General features: G+C 73.8%; 16 protein-coding genes. 10 read left to right on the forward strand and 6 right to left on the reverse strand.

Annotation, left to right across the window (positions count from 1 at the left end; all coding sequences use genetic code 11):
• Positions 1-28: 28 nt before the first annotated feature.
• The 3 genes from EV374_RS06230 to EV374_RS06235 all read right to left on the reverse strand — a co-directional run bounded on the left by EV374_RS06230 (position 29) and on the right by EV374_RS06235 (position 3085).
• Positions 29-1204 (reverse strand): PQQ-dependent sugar dehydrogenase, encoded by a 1176-nt coding sequence (locus EV374_RS06230; RefSeq protein ID WP_132232520.1) that lies wholly within the window; start codon positions 1202-1204, stop codon positions 29-31.
• A 67-nt stretch (positions 1205-1271) separates the two neighbouring features.
• Positions 1272-1775, reverse strand: a complete 504-nt coding sequence (locus EV374_RS33250; protein ID WP_486485611.1) for a PP2C family protein-serine/threonine phosphatase — start codon at positions 1773-1775, stop codon at positions 1272-1274.
• Positions 1709-3085 carry a GAF domain-containing SpoIIE family protein phosphatase gene (locus EV374_RS06235; RefSeq protein ID WP_486485612.1) on the reverse strand — a complete coding sequence of 459 codons (1377 nt, stop codon included), beginning with the start codon at positions 3083-3085 and terminating at the stop codon, positions 1709-1711. The genes EV374_RS33250 and EV374_RS06235 overlap by 67 nt, the downstream gene beginning before the upstream one ends.
• A 189-nt stretch (positions 3086-3274) precedes the next feature.
• Here EV374_RS06235 and EV374_RS06240 point away from each other — a divergent pair, with 189 nt between their 5' ends.
• Complete coding sequence (locus tag EV374_RS06240) at positions 3275-4201, forward strand: 2-hydroxyacid dehydrogenase (protein ID WP_132232522.1); 927 nt, start codon at positions 3275-3277, stop codon at positions 4199-4201.
• Positions 4202-4222: 21 nt separating this feature from the next.
• Here the strand turns inward: EV374_RS06240 and EV374_RS06245 are convergent, their stop codons facing one another.
• On the reverse strand, positions 4223-4600 hold the full coding sequence (locus EV374_RS06245) for a PH domain-containing protein (RefSeq protein ID WP_132232524.1): 378 nt from the start codon (positions 4598-4600) through the stop codon (positions 4223-4225).
• 196 nt (positions 4601-4796) lie between these two features.
• On the opposite strand from EV374_RS06245, the gene EV374_RS06250 reads away from it, so the two are divergent.
• Positions 4797-7067 carry a bifunctional diguanylate cyclase/phosphodiesterase gene (locus EV374_RS06250; protein ID WP_132232526.1) on the forward strand — a complete coding sequence of 757 codons (2271 nt, stop codon included), beginning with the start codon at positions 4797-4799 and terminating at the stop codon, positions 7065-7067.
• Positions 7068-7136: 69 nt separating this feature from the next.
• Positions 7137-7961, forward strand: coding sequence for a MerR family transcriptional regulator (locus EV374_RS06255; protein ID WP_132232528.1), 825 nt, complete (start codon positions 7137-7139; stop codon positions 7959-7961).
• 78 nt (positions 7962-8039) lie between these two features.
• On the opposite strand, the gene EV374_RS06260 is transcribed toward EV374_RS06255, so the two are convergent.
• On the reverse strand, positions 8040-11054 hold the full coding sequence (locus EV374_RS06260) for a carbohydrate binding domain-containing protein (protein ID WP_132232530.1): 3015 nt from the start codon (positions 11052-11054) through the stop codon (positions 8040-8042).
• 392 nt (positions 11055-11446) lie between these two features.
• Positions 11447-12466 carry a LacI family DNA-binding transcriptional regulator gene (locus EV374_RS06265; protein ID WP_132232532.1) on the reverse strand — a complete coding sequence of 340 codons (1020 nt, stop codon included), beginning with the start codon at positions 12464-12466 and terminating at the stop codon, positions 11447-11449.
• Between the two features lie 384 nt (positions 12467-12850).
• Between EV374_RS06265 and EV374_RS06270 the strand changes: the two genes are divergently transcribed.
• The 7 genes from EV374_RS06270 (at position 12851) to EV374_RS06300 (ending at position 21511) form a co-directional block, all read left to right on the forward strand.
• On the forward strand, positions 12851-14140 hold the full coding sequence (locus EV374_RS06270; RefSeq protein ID WP_132232534.1) for an extracellular solute-binding protein: 1290 nt from the start codon (positions 12851-12853) through the stop codon (positions 14138-14140).
• A 71-nt stretch (positions 14141-14211) separates the two neighbouring features.
• Positions 14212-15228 carry a carbohydrate ABC transporter permease gene (locus EV374_RS06275; protein ID WP_132232536.1) on the forward strand — a complete coding sequence of 339 codons (1017 nt, stop codon included), beginning with the start codon at positions 14212-14214 and terminating at the stop codon, positions 15226-15228.
• Positions 15225-16112, forward strand: coding sequence for a carbohydrate ABC transporter permease (locus tag EV374_RS06280; RefSeq protein ID WP_132232538.1), 888 nt, complete (start codon positions 15225-15227; stop codon positions 16110-16112). Before EV374_RS06275 ends, EV374_RS06280 begins: the two co-directional genes overlap by 4 nt.
• Positions 16109-18556 carry a glycosyl hydrolase 2 galactose-binding domain-containing protein gene (locus EV374_RS06285; RefSeq protein ID WP_132232540.1) on the forward strand — a complete coding sequence of 816 codons (2448 nt, stop codon included), beginning with the start codon at positions 16109-16111 and terminating at the stop codon, positions 18554-18556. The genes EV374_RS06280 and EV374_RS06285 overlap by 4 nt, the downstream gene beginning before the upstream one ends.
• A gap of 189 nt (positions 18557-18745) precedes the next feature.
• Complete coding sequence (locus tag EV374_RS06290) at positions 18746-19282, forward strand: hypothetical protein (RefSeq protein WP_132232542.1); 537 nt, start codon at positions 18746-18748, stop codon at positions 19280-19282.
• 190 nt (positions 19283-19472) lie between these two features.
• Positions 19473-19811 carry a metalloregulator ArsR/SmtB family transcription factor gene (locus EV374_RS06295; RefSeq protein WP_132232544.1) on the forward strand — a complete coding sequence of 113 codons (339 nt, stop codon included), beginning with the start codon at positions 19473-19475 and terminating at the stop codon, positions 19809-19811.
• Positions 19808-21511 (forward strand): SulP family inorganic anion transporter, encoded by a 1704-nt coding sequence (locus EV374_RS06300; protein ID WP_132232546.1) that lies wholly within the window; start codon positions 19808-19810, stop codon positions 21509-21511. The genes EV374_RS06295 and EV374_RS06300 overlap by 4 nt, the downstream gene beginning before the upstream one ends.
• Positions 21512-21526 lie beyond the last annotated feature (15 nt).

Raw genomic sequence — 21526 nt, forward strand, 5'->3', positions numbered from 1 at the left:
TCTTGGGAAACCCGGATGAGCCGGTGCGTCAGCTCCGGCCGGCCCCGCCGCCCGCGAAGACCAGCCGCAACAGCCGGTCGTCCTCGGGTTGCGGCTGGCCCCGCCCGTCGTGGTTCGAGGTGCTCACCCAGATCGAGCCGTCGGGAGCGGCGGCCACGGCCCGCAGCCGCCCGAAGCGGTCGGTCAGCAGCTCGCGCGGCTGGCCGAGCACGGTGCCGGTGTCGGTCAGCTCGACCAGCCAGAGTCGCTTGCCGCGCAAGCACGCGGTGACGAGCAGCCGGTCGGCGGCGGTCAGCCCGGAGCAGGACGCGTCCGACGTCGGCCACTGGGCGATCGGGTTGACGAAGCGCTTGTCGTCGCCGCGCCCCTCGACCGTCGGCCACCCGTAGTTGCGCCCCTTGGTGACCTGGTTGATCTCGTCCCAGGTGTTCTGGCCGAACTCCACGGCGTACATGCGCTTGCCGGCGTCCCAGGCGATGCCCTGGACGTTGCGGTGGCCCAGCGACCACACGGGGGAGTTCGGGAACGGGTTGCCGGGCGCCGGCTTGCCGTCCTTCGTGATCCGCAGGATCTTGCCGCCGAGGCGCTTGACATCCTGCGCCTGCGGCCGGTCGCCGGCGTCGCCGGTGCTCGCGTAGAGCAGGCCGTCCGGGCCGAAGGCCAGACCGCCGCCGTTGTGGATGCCGGCCTTGGGGATGCCGGTGAGGATCGGGGCCGGCGTGCCGCCCAGCTCCAGCCGGGCGATCCGGTTGTCCCGCTCGGTCGTGTAGTAGACGAAGACCGACTTGTCGCGCTGGTAGTCGGGCGAGACGGCGATGCCCATCAGCCCGCCCTCGCCGGAGGCCGCCACGTCGGCGATGGTCTGCACCGGGGTGACCTTCAGCCCGTCGGGCCCCGACTCGGGACCGACCCGCAGGATCCGGCCGTTGTCGCGCTCGGTGACCAGCGCGGCACCATCGGGCAGGAAGGCGATCCCCCACGGCACCCGCAGGCCCTTGGCCAGCACGGTGGTGACGACCTCCTGGCCGGCGCCGCCGGGGCTCGCCGTCGCCGACGGCGTCGGGAAGGTCGGCGGCTCACCGGCCGGGTCGGGTTCCGGCTCGCCGAGGCTGCAACCGGCGGTCGCCAGCAGCAGCGCCGCGCACGAGGCCGCCAGGGCCGCCCGGAGACGGTGGGTGCGGGGGTACGGGGGACGGGCGCTCACCCGGCCCAGGGTAGCCCGCCGGAACGTCCCACCGGGGTCGACGGATCGGACCGACTCCGTGGGGCGGTCAGATCGCCCGGACGGCCAGCAGCGCGACGTCGTCCTCCCGGTGGGGCGCGGCAGTCAGCAGCAGGTCGCAGAACTCGCCCAGCGGCAGCCGGTCCGTACCGCCCAGCCGGGCGACCAGCTCGGTCATCCCCTCGTCGATGGACCGGTCCCGCCGCTCGATGAGGCCGTCGGTGTAGAGCAGCAGGGTGTCCCCGGTGGCCAGGTGGGCGTGCCGGCTGGTCCGCCGCACCGGACGGTTCAGCCCGAGCAGCGGCTCCGGCGTCCCGGCGAGCACCTCCACCGCGCCGCCGGCCCGGACCACGAGCGGCGCGGGGTGGCCCGCGTTGCACCAGGTCACCCGCTGGCCGCCGGCGTCGTCGGCGTGCAGCCGCACCAGGGTGGCGGTGGCCGCGGCGGGGATGCGCAGCCCGCGGATCGTCTCGTCCAGGCGGCTCATCAGCTCGCCGACCGCGTCGGGCCGGCCGTACGCGTTGCCCCGGACGAGGTTGCGCAGCTGTCCCATGGTCGCGGCGGCCTCGATGTCGTGCCCGCCACGTCGCCGATCGCCGCGATCAACTCCCCGCCGGGCTGACGGAAGGCGTCGTACCAGTCGCCGCCGACCTCGACCCGGTCCGCCGCCGGCTGGTAGCGGGCGGCCAGTTCGAGGTCCCGGGTGACCGGCAGTTCCGGCAGCATGCTGTGTTGCAGCACGTGCGCGACGTGCCGCTGTTCGCCGTACATCCGGCTGTTGCCGATCGCCTGACCGGCCCGGCGGCCGATGTCCTCGGCGATGAGCAGGTCGCTGTCGTCGAAGTCGCGCCGCTGCGGGCCGTTGATCAGGGTGATGCACCCCAGCACCCGCCCGGCGTCGCTGATCGGCACGCTGAGGTGCGAGGAGAAGCCGAGGCGGGCGGCGAGTTCCGGCATCTCCGGCCCGACCGTGCCCCGCCGCACGTCGTCGAGGGTGGCGGCGCCGCCCAGCACGGACCGCCCGGTACGCAGCACCGCCCGGGTGATCGAGTGGGGACTCAGCCCCGTGCGCATCAGCTCGGCGAAGCGGGCGACGTCCGCGGCGCGGGACGGGTCGCGGTGCGCGGCGGTCACGTCGCGCGGCGCCCCGTCGGGCCCGACCAGGGTCACCAGCGACCAGTCGGCCAGCAACGGCACCATCGTGTCGCGCAGGTGGCGCAGCGCGGTGGCCACGTCGAGCGTCCCGGCCAGGGTCCCCGCCAGCCCGGCCAGCAGCTCCAGCCGCCCGTTGGCCTCCTCCGCGCGCCGCCGGGCCTGCTCGGCGCCCTCCAGCGCGATCCGCAGCCGCAGCTCCGAGGAGCAGGCGGCGGCCAGGTCGGCGAGCGTCCGCAGCTGCTCGGCGGTCCAGTCGCGCGGCTTGTCGTCGATCGCGCAGAGCGACCCGAGGACGTGTCCCTCCAGATCGGTCAGCGGCATCCCGGCGTACGCCACCACGCCCAGCTCGGGCACGGCGAGGTTGTCCCGCAGGGCGGGATGGAGCCGGGCGTCCGGCAGCACCATCGGGGTGCCGAGGCCGACGACGTGCTGGCAGAACGAGTGGCTCAGCGGGGTCTGCCGCCGCTCGGCCCACGGCCGGGTCAGTCCCACCTCACCGGGGAAGAACTGGCGCTCGGCGTCGACCAGGGAGACCAACGCGACCGGCACGTCGAGCAGGTCCCCGACCAGCCGGGCGAACCGGTCGAACGCCTCGTCGGGGGCGGCCGTCAGCCGGGTCTCGGCGAGGGAGCGCAGCCGATCGGGATCGCGGAGCGCCGCAATCGGATCGGCCCGCTCCGGGGCGTCGTCGCGGGAGCCTTCGGTCATCGACCACCTGTCCGTGCCGGTGGAGGCCGACCGGCACTCCGGTCCTCCCTTATACCCCCTCCGGACCGGAATCGACGCGGTCGCCGGACCGTCGCCCTGGTCACTCGCCCGCGCCGGGCGGGGCCCGTCCGGGTGCCGGGGGCCGCCCCGCCCGGCGGGCACCACCGCCGGGGGCTATCGTCGGCGGGCGTGAAGGTATGGATCCCGCACGAGGCCGGCCGGACGCTCCTCGGTGAGCTGCCGCCGGAGGTCACGGTCGAGGTGGCCGAGGACGTCTCCCGGCTCCCCTCGGAGGCCGCCGGCGTCCGGTTCTGGGTGCCGCCCTTCCTGGCCGGCGGGGACGCCACCGCCCTGCTGGGCGAGCTGCCCGACCTGGCGGTGGTGCAGCTCCTCTCCGCCGGGGCGGACGCGTGGGCCGGCCGGGTCCCGCCCGGCGTGACGCTCTGCGACGCCCGGGGGGTGCACGACCCGTCCACCGCCGAGTGGGTGGTCGCGGCGATCCTGTCCCAGCTGCGCGCCTTCCCCGCCCTCGCCCGGGCGCAGGCCCGGCGCGACTGGGCGTACGACGAGGTGGCCCCCACCGACGAGCTGACCGGCAAGCGGGTGCTGATCGTCGGGGCGGGCTCGATCGGCACGGCGGTACGCGACCGGCTCGCGCCGTTCGAGGTGAGCTTCACGCTGGTGGCCCGGACCGCCCGCCCGGAGCAGGGCGTGCACGGCGTGGCGGAGCTGCCGGGGCTGCTCGCCGAGGCCGACGTGGTGGTGCTGCTGGTGCCGCTGACCGAGCAGACCCGGGGGCTGGTGGACGAGAAGTTCCTCGCCGCGATGCGGGACGGCGCGCTGCTGGTCAACGCCGCCCGTGGGCCGGTGGCCCGGACCGAGGCGCTGGTCGCCGAGCTGCGTACCGGCCGGATCTCGGCCGCGTTGGACGTCACCGACCCCGAGCCGCTGCCCGCCGACCACGAGCTGTGGGCGATGCCGAACGTGCTGCTCACCCCGCACGTGGCCGGATCGGTACGCGGCCTGCTGCCGCGCGCGTACCGGCTGGTCGGCGACCAGGTGCGCCGGTTCGCCGCCGGCGAGCCGCTGATCAACACGGTGGTGGACGGCTACTGAGCGGTGCCGGCGCGACGGTGCTCAGCCGGTCGCGCCGGGCAGGCTCTGGCCGGTGGCCGAGATCAGCCGGGGCAGGTCGGTGCCGCGTACGGCCGGCAGCGTGACGCGCTGGCCGTCGTCGAGCCGGGCGACCGCCCGGCCGCGCGGGTCGGCGGCCAGCTCGACGACCCGGTCCCAGCTGATCCGGCGCTGCCCGACCAGCGCCCGCAGGCGCAGCTCGCGGGCGTCCGCGTCGGTGCCGGCCCGCCACGCCCACACCGTGACGGCGAGCGGGACGAGCAGCACCGGCAGCAGGTACCACCGGGCACCGGCCACCGGCAGGGCGCCGAAGAAGGCGACGATCGCGGCGGCCAGGATGGCCTGGTTGTGCCGGAAGTGGACGGTGTCGGGACTGCTCACCCCCCGATGATCCCACCCCCGCCGGTCCCGGTACGCGCCGGGCGGTGGACCCGAGCGTCGGTGACGGGGATCACTGTCGACTCGGCGTTACCGACTTCGTGGCCCGCTCGTTGGCGACTGATGGGCAGCGGACCAACCCCGGGTCCGCAGCCCCGCACCGTCGCACCGCCCGTGCCCCCTCACGAAGGCGACCGCCGTGCCCCTCGCGTACCCGCAACGCGCGTCCATCCCCCGTCCTACGCTGCCGGACACCCTCGTCCTCGCCGCCGTCGCGCTGCTCCTGCTCGCCGGCGCGGCCGGTCGGGTGCCCGCCCTGGCCGTCGTGGCGCTGGCCGGCGCGGCCAGCTGCGCCCTGGCCGGCGCGCGGCTCTCCCGGCTCACCGGCGCCCCACCGCCGACCCCCGCACCGGCGCCCACCCGGTCGCGCGCCGCCCGCCGGCGTGCGGCACCGCCCCGACGCGTCGCCGTGCTGCTCGACGCCGCGGTGGTGACGGCGGGGCTCACCGCCGCCGTGCTCCCGCTCGCCGAACCGGGCCGACGCTCCGCCGTCGTCGTGTCGGGGCTCGCCGCCTCCGCCGCGTTGTTCGTCGCGGGTCTGCCTCCGGCGGCGCGGCGGCCCCGCCCGTCCGCCCGGGTCCGGCTCCGTAAGGTCGCCGACGCGACCGCCGCCGGCCTGGGGTTGGTCCTCGCCGGCTGGCTGCTGCTGCCCCGCGACCCCCTCGACCCGCCGGTGCGGTTCGCCGCGGCCGTGGCCCTGGGCGGGCTCGCGCTCGCCGCGCTCATGGTGCTGACCGGGTCGCACCGGCGGACCGGCGCGGCCCGCTGCCGGGGCGGGGCGGCGCTCACCCTGTCCGGGCTGGTGGTGCTGGCCGCCCTCCAGACGGGCACGGCACCGCAGCGGGCGACGCTGGTGTCCGTACCCCCGCTGGTGGGTGGGGTGCTGCTCACGGCGGCGGGGGCGCGGCGGGCGACCCGTCCGGAGCCGGACCCGCCCGCTCCGCCGACCAGGGTGTGGCCCCGGGCCGTGGTCCCGACCGCCGCGGCCGTGGCGGCTGTCGGATGGCAGCTCCGCGACGGCGGGCCGCCGGACCTCACCGCGGTCCTGCTCGCGCTCGCGCTGGCCCCGCCGTTGGTGCTGCGCGACCTGCTCCGGGCGGACGACCCGGCGCAGCCGACCGCTCCCGGCGACCCGCCGGTCGGGCACCGCCCGGCGGACCCCGACCGGCCCGGCGCGCCCGTGGACCGGCCGGCGCTGCTGCGGGCCCTCGCCGCCCTCCGGGACGCGCCGGCCCCCGCCGGCGCGCTGCTCGTCGTCGACCTCGACGGACCCGGCCCCGCCCCCGACGGGCACCAGGAGGGCGAGGACGTGCTGGCCGAGGTGCTCCGCCGGGCCCGCGCGGTGGTCGGCCCCCGGGACCTGCTCGCGGACGTCACCGCCACCGGCTTCGCCGTGGTCACCGAGGTCGGTCCGGTGCTGGCGTACGCGCTGGGCACCCGGCTGCTCGCCGCGCTCACCGAGCCCTACCCCGCGGCGGGCGGCCCGCTGCGGCTGCGGGCCGGCATCGGGCTCGCCGAGATCGGCAACGGCGGCCCGGAGGACGTGCTGCGCCAGGCGGACCTGGCCCGGCGGCGGGCCGTGCAGCTCGGCCGGGACCGGGTCGAGTGGTACGACGCCTACCTGGAGGAGCAGCTCGTCCGCCGGCTCGACCTGGAACGGGAGCTGCCCGGGGCGGTCGCCCGGGGCGAGTTGGACCTCGTCTACCAGCCGGTGCTCGACCTGGCCGACCGGCAGCCGGTCGGCACGGAGGCGCTGCTGCGCTGGCGCAGCCCGGTGCTCGGCACGGTGCTTCCCGCCGAGTTCCTGCCGGTGGCCGAGGATCTCGACGTCGTGGGCGAGCTGGGCTGCTGGGTGCTGGACCGGGCCTGCCGGCAGCTCGCCGCCTGGTCGGCGGGCAGTAGGCAGCTCTGGATGGCGGTGAACGTGACCGTCCGGGAGCTGGCCTCACCCGACTTCGTGCCGCGGACGGCGGCCGTGCTCGACGCGTACGGCCTGTCGCCGGACCGGCTGGTGGTCGAGGTGGCGGAGCCCCGGGTGGGTGCCGAACTGCCGACGGTGGTGGCCCGGCTGGCCGGGCTGCGCTCGCTGGGCGTGCGCACCGCGCTGGACGACTTCCGGGCCGAGCACGCCTCGCTGGCCCAGCTCCGCCGGCTGCCGATCGACCTGCTCAAGGTCGGCCCGCAGTTGGTGGACCCGGCGGACCCGCAGCGCCCGCTGATCGACGTGGTGGTGAACGTGGGGGACCGGCTGGGGCTGGACATCGTGGCCGAGGAGCTGGAGTCGGCAAGCCTGGTCGACGGCGCGCGGCGGGCCGGCTGCCGGTACGGGCAGGGCTTCGCGCTGGCCCGCCCGGCCACCGCCGAGCGGGTCGAGGCGTACTTCGAGGAGTTCCCGTCGGCCTCGCGCTGACCGGGCGGCGCCCGCCCGCCCCGCCTGGTTGACTCTGACACCGTGTCAGGGCCGAACGTCTGAGGGGCCATGTTCACCATCGGAGACTTCGCCGGGCTCGGCCGCGTGTCGGTCCGCATGCTGCGTCACTACGACAGCATCGGGCTGCTCCGCCCGGCCGCCGTCGATCCGCACACCGGGTACCGGTTCTACCGGGCCGAGCAGCTCCGCCGGCTCAACCGGGTGATCGCCCTCAAGGAACTGGGGCTCACCCTCGGGCAGGTGCGGGCGATCCTCGACGACGCGGTCGAGGTCGCCGAACTGCGCGGCATGCTGCGGCTGCGCCGGTCCCAGCTGGAGGCCCAACTGGCGGCCGACACCGCCCGGCTGGCCGGGGTCGAGGCGAGGCTCCGCATGATCGAGACGGAGGGTCGGATGACCAGTCAGGACGTCGTACTCAAGGCACTGCCCGCGGTCCGGGTGGCGGAGCTGACCGGGGTGGCCCGCAGCTACGAGACGCCGGACATCTCCACGGTGATCCAGCCGCTCTACCCGGAGCTGTTCCGGCGCCTCGGCGCGGCGGGCGTCGTGCCCTCCGGCCCGGGGCTGGCCTGGTACGAGGCGACGGGGGAGGGCGAGTCCGTCGTGGTGCACGCCGGGGTGACGGTGGCAGCCGACCCCTCGGCGGCCCGGGACTTCGGCGTCGTCGACCTGCCCGCGGTGCCCACCGCGGCGACGATCATCCACCACGGGCCGATGGACGAGGTGGAGGGCAGCATCCAGGTGCTCGCCACCTGGATCGAGGCGAACGGCTGGCGGGCCGACGGGTACACCCGCGAGCTGTACCTGGACTACTGCCCGGACGAGCCCGAGAAGGGCGTCACCGAACTCCAGTTGCCGGTGGTCGCGGCGTGAGCGGCGGCCCGACCCGGGTACGGGTCGGGCCGCCGGCGGTGTCGGAGGCGGCCCGTCCGGCCGCCTCCGACACCGGCGTCACCGCAGGTAGGGGCCGGTGTCGCCGACCTTGCCCGGCGCCGGGTTGCCCGGCAGGTCCAGCACGTACACCCGCAGGTTGCCCTGGCCGCTGACCGTTGCCGTCAGGGTCCCGTTGGTGACCGTCCGGACGTCGCCGGTGACCGCGTCGACGTACCGGCCGTTGGGCACGCCGGTGAACGTCGCGCTCCCGGAGACCGTGACCAGCGCGAAGCTGTCCACGCCGCCGGCGGTGAAGCGCCGCTTGTACGCCATGGAGTTGCCGCTGATCCCCTCGGTCGAGTACTGCCCCTTCTGTAGGGCCGGCACCGCCCGACGGATCAGGTTCAGCCGCTGCACGTGCTTGACCAGCGGCTTGTCCAGCGTGCTGGCAACCGGCCCGGTGGCCGAGGCGACCCGGCCGAAGCCCGCCGCGGTGACCGTGCCCGCCAGGTGGCCGCCGTAGTAGGCGCGCCCGGTGGTGGCCAGCGGGCAGGTGGGCCCGCAGTCGATCTTCGCGCCCTTCTGGAACTCGATCTCGGAACCGTAGTAGAGCGTCGGGATGCCCCGGAACGTCCACATCAGGCTCATGTTCTCCGCCCAGGCGTCGGTGCCCCCGGTGTAGCGGGTGTTCGACTTGTTCGGGCCGTAGTCGTGGCTGTCGACGTACACGACGTTGTAGGTCGCGTCGTTGTAGCTGTCGTCGGAGTCCTTGCCGTTGCCGAAGGCGTTGTTCGCGTCGCCGAAGTTCATGTGCATGCGCATGTCGATGACGTTCATGCCGGAGAACTTCGAGTGGTCCGGCGCGTGGTAGGTGTTTCCGCGCAGGAACGCGTTGTCGCTGGTCGGCTGCCCGTTCGGGCCGAGCAGCTGCTCGTGGTCGTACTGCTCGATGGCCGCGCGCACGTCGTCGGGGCTGTACTCCTTGCGCTCCTTCCAGGTGAAGAACTGCGCCGAGTGGTTCACCGAGCCCCGGTTCCACTTGTCGTTGACGAACGCGGCGACCTCGCCGAAGACGTAGAAGTCCCGGCCCTTCTCGCCGTGCCTGGCCAGCGCGTGCTGCTGGATCGCCGGCAGGAAGCGCCGGTTCCAGGTGACGCGGGGGATGTGCACGGCCGTGTCGATGCGGAAGCCGTCCACCCCCATGTCGATGAACTTGTTGTACGTGTCGATCAGGTACTTCTGCACGGTGGCGTTCTCGGTGTTGAAGTCGGCCAGGTCCTCGTGCAGCCAGCAGCTGCGAGAGTCCTCGCCCTCCCAGTTGCCGATCCAGCACTGGTGGTACAGGTCGGCCGGGAAGAGCCTGCTGGTCGGGGTCGGCCACTGGCACTCGTAGAGGCGGAAGCCCTCGGGGCTGGTGCCGGCCGGGGCGCCCCAGCGTGGGCACTGGTTGCCGGGCGGCGCGGTGGTCGACCAGACGTCGCCGTTGTAGGGCCGTCCCTTGGCGAGGGCGTTCTGCGCCGGAGTCAGCTCCGGGTCGGTGCCGGGGTGCTCGACCATGGGGTCGTACGCGCGGCCCGGCTCCTGCCTGCTGTACATCCACTTCCACTGCTCGTCGCGGGCGCCGTACACCGTGGGGGTGAACAGGCCCTTGGCGCCCCAGCGGGAGCTGTGGTTGTAGACCACGTCCTGGAAGACCTTGATGCCCTTGGCGTGCGCGGCGTTGATCAGGTCCTGGTAGCTCGCGCCGGGGCTCTCCAGCCGCGGGTCGACCCGTTGGAAGTCCCAGCCGTGGTAGCCGTGGAAGTCGTAGTCGGACCGGTTCAGCACGACCGGGGTGATCCAGAGGGCGGAGAAGCCGAGCCCCTTGACGTAGTCGAGCTTGTCGATCAGGCCCTTGAAGTCGCCGCGGAACATCGGGTCGTCGTTGGCCGCGTTGCCCGACTTGACGTGCTGGCTGCCGCCCCGGTTGTTGGTGGCGTCGCCGTCGGCGAACCGGGCGGTCATCACGAAGTAGATGCTGTCCTCGCGGGGGTCGCCGCCGAGCGGGGTGCCGGCCGCGGGCGGGGGTGTGGTGGTGCCGGTGGTGACCGCCACGGGGGCACTGGCCGGGGAGGTGTTGCCGGCCGCGTCGTACGCCCGGACGGTGTACTCGTAGCGGATCTGCGGGCTGAGCGCGTCGTCGACGTGGCCGGTGCCGGCGGTGGTCACCGTGACGGTGCCCTGTGGCCCGCCGGTGCGGGTGAGCCGGTAGCCGGTGACCCCGCGGTCGTCGGTGGCCGCGGCCCAGGAGACCGCGACGCGCAGCCCGTTCGCGGTCGCGCCCAGCCCGGTGGGGGTCGACGGCGCGGTGGTGTCCGGCGTGTCGGGCGGGCACGGTGCGGCCGCGCCGGCGGTCACCACCCCCGCCTTGACGGTGCTCACCCCGGAGCCCAGGGTGTAGTCCGCGCCGTTGTTGTTGTCCCAGGCGCCGGCGCCGTTGTTGAACGCCGCCCGGAGCGTGGCGGCGGTGCCGAGGTCGACCACCCGGCGGGCCCATCCGGCGCAGCCGGCCTGCATCGGCGCGCCGGGGACGGTGGTCCAGGCCCCGCCCGCGGGCTGGTAGTGGATGTTCGCGGCGGCCCAGCCCCTGGTCCCGACGTGGTACCAGACGTCGGCCGTCCGGCCGGTCGGCGGGTTCGACGGGGTGGGCGTGGGCGAGGGGGTGCCGGCGCAGGGGTCGCCCGTGCCGACCACGCCGTCCGCGACGGTCACCGGCCCGGTGCCGGTGCGGTAGTTCGCGCCCCGGTTGTTGTCCCAGGTGGCGCCGTTGTGGTTGAACACCACCTGGAGGCCGGTGGCGGTGCCGGCGTCGATGGTGCGTTTGCGCCAGCCGGCGCACGCCGCCTCCATCGCCACCCCGGGCACGGCCGTCCACGCGCCGCCGTCCGGGGCGTAGTGGACGTTGACCTGGCCGGTCCAGGTGGCGGCGGGTCGGTAGTAGACGGTCACGGAGTTCGCGGCGGAGGCCGTGCTGAGCGGGGCCAGCCCGACGGCGATCCCGGCGGCCAGCGCGGCCGCGATCGTCCGTCGTCGTCGTCCGGTGCGGGGATGCATCGGAGCTCCTCGGGGGTGGTTGTCGGCGGGGGCCGAGGGGACGGGGTGCCTTGCGTGACAGCCGTCGGCTGTGGGGGATTGTCCGGACCGGACAGTGGCGTGACGGATCGCGTCACAGGATGACGAATGTTTCTGCAAGGTCTTGCAAGTGGCGAGAAAGTTACCACCATCAACGTCCCGACACCAGACGTTCACACTGATCGGACGGCGGCCCGCCGGCCCCGGACGTGTGGAGCCGGACGGGCGGGTGGTCCCGGGCGCCGCCGCGCGGCCTCAGGGCGATGGGTTAACCGGTTAAGTCGACAGGCGCGGGACGGCTCCCCACGAGGTCCCGCCGTCGCCTCGGCCGAGAAGTACGACGGGCGGGGCGCCCCGGGTCGGCGCGGTCCGGCTCAGCCCGCGCGCGGCGGGGCCGTGCTGCCCCGGGGCGTGAGGTGGGCGGTCCCGTCCTGCACCTGCCGGGCCGGCGCGCCGCCGATCACCGCGAGCAGCTCCCGGGCGGCATGCGCGCCGTACGCCGGGATGTCCCGGCCGAGCGCGGTCAGCGGCGGGTGCACCAGCTGGCAGAGCGGCGAGTCGTCCCAGGCCACGATGGACACCTCGCCCGGCACGGCGAGGCCCATCTCCTGGGCCACCGACAGCCCCGCTATCGCCATCACGTCGTTGTCGTAGATCACGGCGGTGGGGCGGCCGGCCGAGCTGAGCAGCCGCCGGGTGGCGCGCGCCCCCTCCTCGCCGGTGTAGTCCGACGGCACCGTGACCGCGTCGGCCAGGCCGAGCCGGCGGCACACCTGGGTGAACGCCTCGGTGCGGATCTCGGTGTGCAGCAAAGCGGGCAGGCCGCCGACGCGGGCGATCCGGCGGTGCCCGAGGGCGACCAGGTACTCCACGGTCTCCACCAGCGCCGCCGCGTCGTCGGACCAGACGCTGGCCAGCCCGCCGGTGCCGCCCGGGCCGCCGATCACCACCGCGGGCAGGCCCAGCTCCTCCAGCACCGGCACCCGGCGGTCGTCGGCGCGCAGGTCGCAGACGAGGACGCCGTCGACGCGGCGCTCACCCCACCACCGGCGGTAGACCGCGACCTCCGCCTCCTGGTCGGCCACCACCTGGAGGGTGAGCGCGTACGACCGGGCGGAGAGTTCGGCCTCGACGCCGCTGATCAGCTCCATGAAGAACGGCTCGATGCCGAGCGTGCGGGCGGGGCGGCAGAGGGCGAGGCCGACCGCGTCGGCGGTGGCCCCGGAGAGGGAGCGGGCGGCGCGGCTCGGGTTGAAGCCGATCTCGGCGGCGATGGCGAGGATCCGCTGCCGGGTGGCCTCGGAGACCCCGGGCTGGCCGTTCAGCGCGTAGGAGACCGCACCCTTGGACACCCCGGCGCGCCGGGCGACGTCGGCGATCGTGGGCCGCTTCACCGGCGTACTCCTCCACTCTCCCGCCCGGGCGGGTGTCACCACGACGCCGGGGCGACCGGCGGCGGTCCACGCTACTGCACCGGGCCCGCAGCGGGCCGGCGCGACCGGTGCGCGGCGTCGGGCCGGTCGCCGGCTTTCCCGGTTAAGTAGCCTGGTGCGGCTCGGCTCGATCCCGGACCGCGCCGCGAGCCCGCGTCCCGTTGCCTCGCAGGAATGCCCCCACCTCTCATGATCGCGCTCCCACGGCAGGTGCAGATTACCGCGATACACCATTCGTGACTGCCCGTTGACAGCGCCGAAACCGCCCCGTACGGTGGCGGAACTTATCCGGTTCAGTCAACGACTCTCGATGTCGGGAGCGTTCCCATTGGCGCGGAGGATGACATGAGACGGTCCTTGACGCACTGGGCCAGGGCAGCCGCCGTCGGCGCGGTCAGCCTGGTCATGGTCGCGGCGTGCAGTGGCAACAGCGGAGGTGGCGGCGACTCCCAGGCGGGCGGCCAGGTCACCCTGAAAATCAACTTCTGGGGCGACTTCGGGCTCGACGAGCTCAAGACGAAGTACGAGGACGCCAACCCGAACGTCAAGATCAGCCTGAACACCGGCGAGTACAACGCCCAGCACGAGGACCTGCAGAAGAAGCTCGTCGCCGGCTCCGGCGCGCCGGACATCGCCGCCGTCGACGAGGGCTTCGTCGTCCAGTTCCGTGGCCAGGCCGACAAGTTCGTCAACCTGCTCGACAAGGGCGCCGGCACGTACGAGCAGAAGTACCTGCCGTGGAAGTGGAAGCAGACCCTGACGCCCGACGGCAAGACCCAGATCGGCCTCGGCACCGACGTCGGCGGCCTGGCCATGTGCTACCGCACCGACCTGTTCGCCGCCGCCGGCCTGCCCACCGGACGCGACCAGGTCTCCGCGCTCTGGCCCACCTGGGACAAATTCATCGAGGTCGGCCAGCAGTACACCGCCAAGAGCGGCAAGAAGTTCATCGACGCCGGCACCAACGTCTTCAACCCCGTCCTCGGGCAGCAGCCGGTCGGCTTCTACGACGAGAGCGAGGCGCTCAGGATGGACGGCGGCCCGAAGGTCGCCTTCGACGTGGCGGCCCGGACCATCGCCGCCGACCTCTCGGCCAACCTCACCGCGTTCTCCCCGGAGTGGAACAGCGGCTTCGTCAAGGGCAACTTCGCCGTGCTCGCCTGCCCGGCCTGGATGCAGGGGCACATCAAGAACACCGCCCCCGGCACCAGCGGCAAGTGGGACGTGGCCGCGATCCCCGGCGGGGGCGGCAACTGGGGCGGCTCGTTCCTGACCATCCCCAAGCAGGGTAAGAACGTCGACGAGGCGTACAAGTTCGTCGAGTGGCTGATCCAGCCCGAGCAGCAGATCGAGATCTTCAAGAAGGTCGGCAACCTGCCCTCGCAACCGGCGCTCTACCAGGACCCGGCGATCAAAGACTTCACCAACCCCTTTTTCAACAACGCCCCGGTGGGTCAGATCTTCTCCAGGACGGCGGAGAGCCTGACCCCGCAGTACCTCGGCAAGCGCAACGGCCCGACCCGGGTGGCGGTGGAGAACGTGCTGAACCGGCTGGCCACCGGAAACCTGAAGGGCAAGCCCGACCAGGCGTGGACCGAGGCGGTCAAGGAAGCCGAGAAGGCCGCCAGGTCCTGACCGCCCGCCGGTCGGGGCAGGCTCGCGCCGCGCCCCGACCGGCCCTCCCAACGGTGCCTGGAGGTGCCCCGATGTCCACCACCCGCGCCGCCCCCACGGCGCCCCGGCCCGGCCAGGAGCCCGGCGCGACGACCGAGCGCCGGGGCCGCCGACCGGAGCCGGGCAGCTGGCGTACGCGGTTGTACCGCTTCGACGTGCGCTACGTGCCGTACCTGCTGATCGCCCCGTTCTTCCTGCTCTTCGCCGTCTTCGGGCTCTTCCCGATCGTCTTCAACGGCGTCGTCGCCCTGCGCCACTGGCGGCTCGACGACCCGACGCTCACCGGCTGGGCCGGGCTGGAGAACTTCCGCCGTCTCTTCACCGACGACGACTTCTTCAACGCGCTCGCCAACACGTTCGGCATCTTCCTGCTCTCCACGGTGCCGCAGCTGCTGCTGGCGCTGATCGTCGCGTCGCTGCTGAACCGGAAGCTGCGGGCCCAGACGTGGTTCCGGGTCGGGGTGCTGCTGCCGTACATCACCCCGGTGACGGCCTCCACGCTGATCTTCTCCGTGGTCTTCGCCCGGGACACCGGCATCGCCAACTGGGCGCTGTCGCTGCTCGGCATCGGCGAGACCGAGCCGATCGACTGGCGGGCTGCGAAGTGGTCCTCGTGGATCGCCATCGCCACCATGGTCAACTGGAAGTGGATCGGCTACAACGCGCTGCTCTACCTGGCCGCCATGCAGTCCATCCCGCGCGACGTCTACGAGGCCGCTGCCGTCGACGGCGCCGGGCCGTGGCGCCAGCTGTGGCGGATCACCGTGCCGATGATCCGGCCCGTGGTCATCTTCACCGTCGTGCTCTCGACCATCGGCGGCCTGCAACTGTTCACCGAGCCGATGCTCTTCGACGCCAACCCGGCCCTGGGCCTCGGCGGCGACGACGGGCAGTGGCAGACCGTCGCGCAGCTCATCTACAAGGTCGGCTGGCGGGACCTCAACCTCGGCTACGCCGCCGCCATGTCCTGGGCCCTCTTCCTGGTCATCCTGCTCGTCGCGGCGATCAACGCCCTGGTCACGCACCGTCTCGGGGGTGGGAAGAAATGAGTGCCTCGAATCCCCGGCGGGCGGCGCTGACCGGTCGGGCGCCGCAGCACATGCCCGGCACCGTCTGGACCTACCTATTCCTGAGCGTCGTGATCGCGTTCTCGGCGTTCCCGCTCTACTGGATGTTCGTCATCGCCACGAACACCGACGAGGCGCTGGCGAAGATCCCGCCGCAGGTGCTGCCCGGCGGGCAGCTCGTCACGAACCTGCGGGAGGTCTTCTCCATGCAGGACGTGTTCTTCCTCCAGTCGCTCGGCAACAGCGTGATCGTGTCGTCGGTGGTGACGGCGTCGGTGCTCTTCTTCTGCGCGCTGGCCGGCTTCGCGTTCGCCAAGCTGCGGTTCAAGGGGCGCAACGCGCTGATGGTCATGGTCGTCCTGACCATGACGGTGCCGAACCAGCTCGGCGTCGTCGCGCTCTACATCCTGATGGGCCGGATGCCCGGCGAGGGCGGCTGGAACGGCACCCTCCTCGCGGTGATCGTGCCCGGCCTGGTCACCGCGTTCGGCGTCTTCTACATGCGGCAGTTCATCCTCGACGCGGTCCCCGACGAGCTGGTCGAGGCCGCGCGGATGGACGGCGCGAGCACCATGCGGATCTTCTGGAGCGTGGTGGTGCCGGCGGTCCGGCCCGCCATGGCGGTGCTCGGCCTGCTGACCTTCGTCGCCACCTGGAACGAGTTCCAGTGGCCGCTGATCACCCTCGGCGGCACCGACTACCCGACCTCGATGGTCGCCCTCTCCGACCTCGCGAGTGGCAACTACGTGCTGTACCGGCGGGTGCTGGCCGGGGCCCTGGTGGCCACCCTCCCGCTGCTGGTGATGCTCTTCATCGGCGGCCGTCAGATCGTCCGCGGAATCATGGAAGGTGCGGTGAAGTCGTGACCCGGCAAGCGTTGCACGAGGGCTGGACCCTGCGGGCGGTCCAGGGGCCGCAGGTGCCGGCCGCGATCGCGGGTCGCGCCGTGCCGGCCACCGTTCCCGGCTGCGTGCACACCGACCTGCTGGCCGCCGGCCTGATTCCCGACCCGTACCTGGACGACAACGAGAAGGGGCTCGCCTGGATCGGCCGCACCGACTGGGTCTACGAGACCACCTTCACCCACCGGCCGGGCGGCGACGAGCGGGTCGACCTGGTCTGCGCCGGCCTGGACACCGTCGCCACGCTCACCCTCAACGGCGCCGAGGTCGGCCGCACCGAGAACATGCACCGCGGCCACCGCTTCGACGTCCGGTCGCGGCTGGTCGCCGGGTCCAACACCCTGGCCGTACGCTTCGACTCCGCCTACCGCTACGCCGAGGCGCAGCGGGACCGGCTCGGGGACCGGCCGAACGCCTACCCGGAGCCGTTCCCGTTCATCCGCAAGATGGCCTGCAACTTCGGCTGGGACTGGGGTCCGACCCTGGTCACCGCCGGGATCTGGCAGGAGATCGGGCTGCACGCCTGGTCCACGGCGCGGCTGGCCGTCGTGCGTCCCCTGGTGACCGTCGAGGCCGGCGACGGCCGGGTGGAGCTGCACGTCGAGGTCGAGCGGGCCGGCGCCGCGCCGCTCACCGTGCGGGCCACCGTCGCCGGCGCGGCGGCCGAGGCGACCATCCCGGCGGGGGAGCGCACGGCCGTGCTGACCCTCACCGTCCGCGACCCGGCGCTCTGGTGGCCCCGGGGGTACGGCGACCAGCCGCTGCACCCGCTGGAGGTGACCCTGCACGACGCCGACGACCACCCGCTCGACACCTGGTCGCGGCGGATCGGCTTCCGCTCCGTACGCCTCGACACCACCCCCGACGCGCACGGCACCCCGTTCGCCCTGTACGTCAACGACACCCCGGTCTTCGTCCGGGGGGTCAACTGGATCCCCGACGACGCCTTTCCCACCCGGACCACCCGGGACCGGTTGGCGCACCGGTTCCGGCAGGCCGCCGACGCGAACGTCAACCTGCTGCGCGTCTGGGGCGGCGGCCGGTACGAGTCGGACGACTTCTACGACCTCGCCGACGAACTGGGCCTGCTCGTGCAGCAGGACTTCCTCTTCGCCTGCGCCGCCTACCCGGAGGAGGAGCCGCTGCGCGCCGAGGTGGCCGCCGAGGCCGCCGAGCAGGTGGTCCGGCTCGCCCCGCACCCGGTGCTGGTGCTCTGGACCGGCAACAACGAGAACATCTGGGGCTGGCACGACTGGGACTGGCAGGAGCCCCTCGCGGGGCGCACCTGGGGACGCGGCTACTACCTGGAGCTGCTGCCCCGGATCGTCGGCGAGCTGGATCCGACGCGGCCGTACTGGCCGGGCAGCCCGTGGTCCGGCCGCGAGGAGATCCACCCCAACGACCCGGCGCACGGCACCACGCACATCTGGGACGTCTGGAACACCGACGACTACACGAAGTACCGCGAGTACGTGCCGCGCTTCGTCGCCGAGTTCGGCTACCAGGCCCCGCCCGCGTACGCGACGCTGCGCCGGGCACTCTCGGACGAACCCCTCGCACCCGACTCGCCCGGCATGGCGCACCACCAGAAGGCGATCGACGGCGACGCCAAGCTCCGGCGCGGGCTCGACGCGCACCTGCCCGCACCGGCGGACTTCGACGACTGGCACTGGCTCACCCAGCTCAACCAGGCGCGCGCGATCCAGCTCGCCGTCGAGCACTTCCGCTCCCACCGGGACGTCTGCGCCGGCACGATCGTCTGGCAGCTCAACGACTGCTGGCCGGTGACCTCGTGGTCGGCCGTCGACGGCGACGGCCGCCGCAAGCCCCTGTGGTACGCGCTGCGCCGGGCGTACGCCGACCGGCTGCTGACCGTCCAGCCCCGCGCCGGCGGCCTGGCCCTGATCGCCGTCAACGACGGGGCGACCCCGTGGCGGGCGACCGCCTCGGTGACCCGGCTGACCCTGACCGGCGAGCCCCGGGCGAAGACCACGCTGGAGCTGGACGTCGGTGCGTACTCCTCGGTGACGCTGGCGCTGCCGGGAGAGCTGGCGCGGCCGGACGAGGCCCGGCGCGAGCTGCTGGTGGCCGAGGCGGGCGGGACGGCGGAGCGGGCGCTGTGGTTCTTCGCCGAGGACCGCGACGCCGACTGGCCGACGGCCCGGTACGACGCGGCGGTCGAGCCGGTCGACGGCGGCCAGCGGGTCCGGGTCACCGCCCGCACGATCCTGCGGGACCTGACCGTCTTCCCGGACCGGCTGGACCCGGCGGCCGAGGCGGACGAGGCGCTGGTCACCCTGCTACCGGGGGAGTCGGCCACGTTCACGGTGCGCGCGGACGCCCCGCTGGACCCGGCGGCCCTGACCACCCGCCCCGTCCTACGTTGCGTCAACGACCTCTCCGGCTGACCCGGCGGGTGCGCGACGGAGATCTTGGCAAGATCCGGCCCGCGGAGGGGCGGTTCCGCACCAGGATCTCCGTCGTGCGCACCCCCGGGGCAGGCGGCCCGGTGTCTGGGGAAGGATCTACCCGGAGCGGAGGAACAGCCGGGGACAGGAACCGACCCGCCGGAGGTCGCACCACCCAGAGGGAGAGCCATGATCGCGGAGCACATTCGTGACGCGTCGGCCACGGCGGTCGTGTTCGGTTTCTTCGCGTCCGGCTGGTTCGGCTGGGCGCAGGAGGCGCCACCCCGGCGGTGGCCACCGTTCCTCGGCGCCGGTTCGGTGCTCTCGTTGCTCACCGCGGTCGCCGGCGGCATCCTGACCTGGCGGCGTTGGTCCGACCCGACGGCCTTCGACGCCGACACCAGCCGGGCCTTCGGAGTGGTCGTGGGCATCGAGTTCGGCGTCGCGGCACTGGGTGCCGGGCTGCTCGCCCTGCGGCGCCGACGGGACCTGATCCCGGTCTGGGTCGCCCTCGTGGTGGGCCTGCACCTGTTCCCGGTCGCAGCGCTGATCGACTATCCGCTGGTCCACGTGGTCGCCGCCCTGGTGACGGCGGCGGCGCTGGCGGCGGTCCCGGTGGCCCGGGCCCGCGCCGTCGCGGTGAGCGCGGTGGTCGGTCTCGGCGTGGGCGCGGTGCTGCTCGCCGCCGCCATGTCGTCGCTGGTCATCGCCCTGGTCGCGTACTGAGGCGGGCGGCACCTGCCGCACGTGAAGCGGCGGCCGGGCCGTCTGACGCCCACTCCGGCCCGCAGCGGTAGCCGCCCTTGCCGACCGCTGCCGCCCCGGATGGGGCGGGTGCCGCCGACGCCGCGAGTTGAAGATTTTCTCAAGTGCTAAAGTTGGCAACTGTATGTGGTGTCGCGTGACGGAGGCTGACGTGTCGGTACCGCTCTACCAGGCGAAGGCGGAGCTGTTCCGCACCCTCGGCCACCCGGTGCGGATCCGGGTGCTGGAGCTGCTCCAGGACGGGCCAAAGCCGGTCCGCGACCTGCTGGCGGCGATCGACGTGGAGGCGTCCAACCTGTCCCAGCAGCTCGCGGTGCTGCGCCGGGCCGGCATGGTCACCTCCAGCCGCGACGGCGCCCTTGTCGTCTACGCCCTCAGCACCCCGGACGTGGCGGACCTGCTGGCCGCCGGCCGCCGCATCCTCGGCGCCGTCCTCACCGACCGCGACGCGCTGTTGGACCAGCTTCGGGCCGACGGGCGGGGCCGGTGAGCACACTGTCGGTGCGTGACCGGTTCGTCGGGCTGCTGCCACCCCGCGCCGACTGGGTGGCGGTGCGCCGCGGGCCCCGGCGCGACCTGCTCGCCGGGCTGACCGTGGCCGTGGTGGCGCTGCCGCTGGCCTTGGCCTTCGGTGTCACCTCCGGGCTCGGGGCCCAGGCCGGCCTGGTGACGGCGGTGGTGGCCGGCGCCGTCGCCGCCGTCTTCGGCGGCTCCCACCTCCAGGTCTCCGGGCCGACCGGGGCGATGACCGTGGTGCTGGTGCCGGTGGTCCAGCAGTTCGGCCCCACCGGGGTGCTGATGGTCGGGGCACTGGCCGGGCTGGTACTGATCGCACTGGCCCTCGCCCGCCTCGGCAGGTACGTCCACTACCTGCCCGTCCCCGTGATCGAGGGGTTCACCGCCGGCATCGCGGTGGTCATCGCCCTGCAACAGGTGCCGGCCGCGCTCGGGATCACCGATGCGCACGGCGACCGCGTCTGGGCCGTCGCCGCCGACGCGGTCGTCCGGTTCGTCGCGGATCCACGGCCGGTCCCTGTCGCGGTGGCCCTGGGCGTGGCGGCGATGATGCTGCTCGGTGCCCGATGGCGTCCCGGTTTGCCGTTCTCGCTGCTCGGGGTGGCCGCCGCGACCGTACTGGCCGAGACCGCTCCGGTCGACCTGGTCCGCATCGGCACCCTGCCCGCCGGCCTGCCCGCGCCCTCGCTGGGCTTTCTCGACCCCGACGCCGTCGGGGTCCTGCTGCCCTCCGCCCTCGCGGTCGCGGCGCTGGCCGCGTTGGAGAGCCTGCTCTCCGCCACCGTGGCCGACCAGATGACCGTGGGCCAGCGCCACGACCCCGATCGCGAACTCTTCGGCCAAGGGCTGGCCAACCTCGCCGCCCCAGTGTTCGGCGGGATCCCGGCCACCGCCGCCATCGCCCGTACGGCGGTGAACGTGCGCGCCGGCGCGAGTTCGAAGCTGGCCTCGCTCACCCACGCCGTCGCCCTCGCGGGGATCGTGCTGGCGGCCGCGCCCCTGGTGGGCCGGATCCCGCTTGCCGCGCTGGCCGGTGTCCTACTGGCCACCACGGTCCGGATGGTCGAGGCCGGGTCGCTGTGGGCGCTGGCCCGCGCCACCCGGGGCGACGCCCTCGTGCTGGTGCTCACCTTCGCGGTCACGGTGACGCTGGACCTGGTCACTGCCGTGGCGGTCGGGGTGGGCGTGGCGATCGTGATCGCGCTGCGCGCGGTGGCCCGGACGGCCCGCGTGGAACAGGTTCCCCTCGACCCCGGCGAGCACAGCGCCGAGGAACATGCGCTGCTCGCCGACCACATCGTGGCCTACCGGCTGGACGGCCCGCTCTTCTTCGCCGCCGCGCACAGTTTCCTGCTCCAACTCTCCGACGTGGCCGACGTACGCGTGGTCATCCTGCGGATGTCCCGGGTGAGCACCCTCGACGCGACCGGCGCGCAGGTGCTCGGCGACGCCATCCTCCGGCTCCAGGAACGCGGCATCACCGTGCTGCTCTCCGGCGTCGTCCCCGGCCACGACCAGGTGTTGGCCACTCTCGGCGTCGCCGGTCAGCTGCGCCGCGACGGTCTGGTCTTCCCCGACACCCCGGCCGCGATCCGGTACGCCCGTACCGTCGTGCTGTCCGGCAGAGGAGGATCGGCGGGTGACGCCGCTCAGCAGGCCGCCAGGGCCGGGTGAGCGGCGTCGTAGCAT

Source organism: Micromonospora sp. CNZ303, assembly GCF_004345505.1.

Excerpts from the sequence above, each read along its gene's own strand:
- EV374_RS06260 (WP_132232530.1), bottom strand. The coding sequence starts at position 11,054 with ATGCATCCCCGCACCGGACGACGACGACGGACGATCGCGGCCGCGCTG.
- EV374_RS06235 (WP_486485612.1), bottom strand. The coding sequence starts at position 3,085 with ATGACCGAAGGCTCCCGCGACGACGCCCCGGAGCGGGCCGATCCGATT.
- EV374_RS06280 (WP_132232538.1), top strand. The coding sequence starts at position 15,225 with ATGAGTGCCTCGAATCCCCGGCGGGCGGCGCTGACCGGTCGGGCGCCG.
- EV374_RS06270 (WP_132232534.1), top strand. The coding sequence starts at position 12,851 with ATGAGACGGTCCTTGACGCACTGGGCCAGGGCAGCCGCCGTCGGCGCG.
- EV374_RS06255 (WP_132232528.1), top strand. The coding sequence starts at position 7,137 with ATGTTCACCATCGGAGACTTCGCCGGGCTCGGCCGCGTGTCGGTCCGC.
- EV374_RS06290 (WP_132232542.1), top strand. The coding sequence starts at position 18,746 with ATGATCGCGGAGCACATTCGTGACGCGTCGGCCACGGCGGTCGTGTTC.
- EV374_RS06275 (WP_132232536.1), top strand. The coding sequence starts at position 14,212 with ATGTCCACCACCCGCGCCGCCCCCACGGCGCCCCGGCCCGGCCAGGAG.
- EV374_RS33250 (WP_486485611.1), bottom strand. The coding sequence starts at position 1,775 with ATGGGACAGCTGCGCAACCTCGTCCGGGGCAACGCGTACGGCCGGCCC.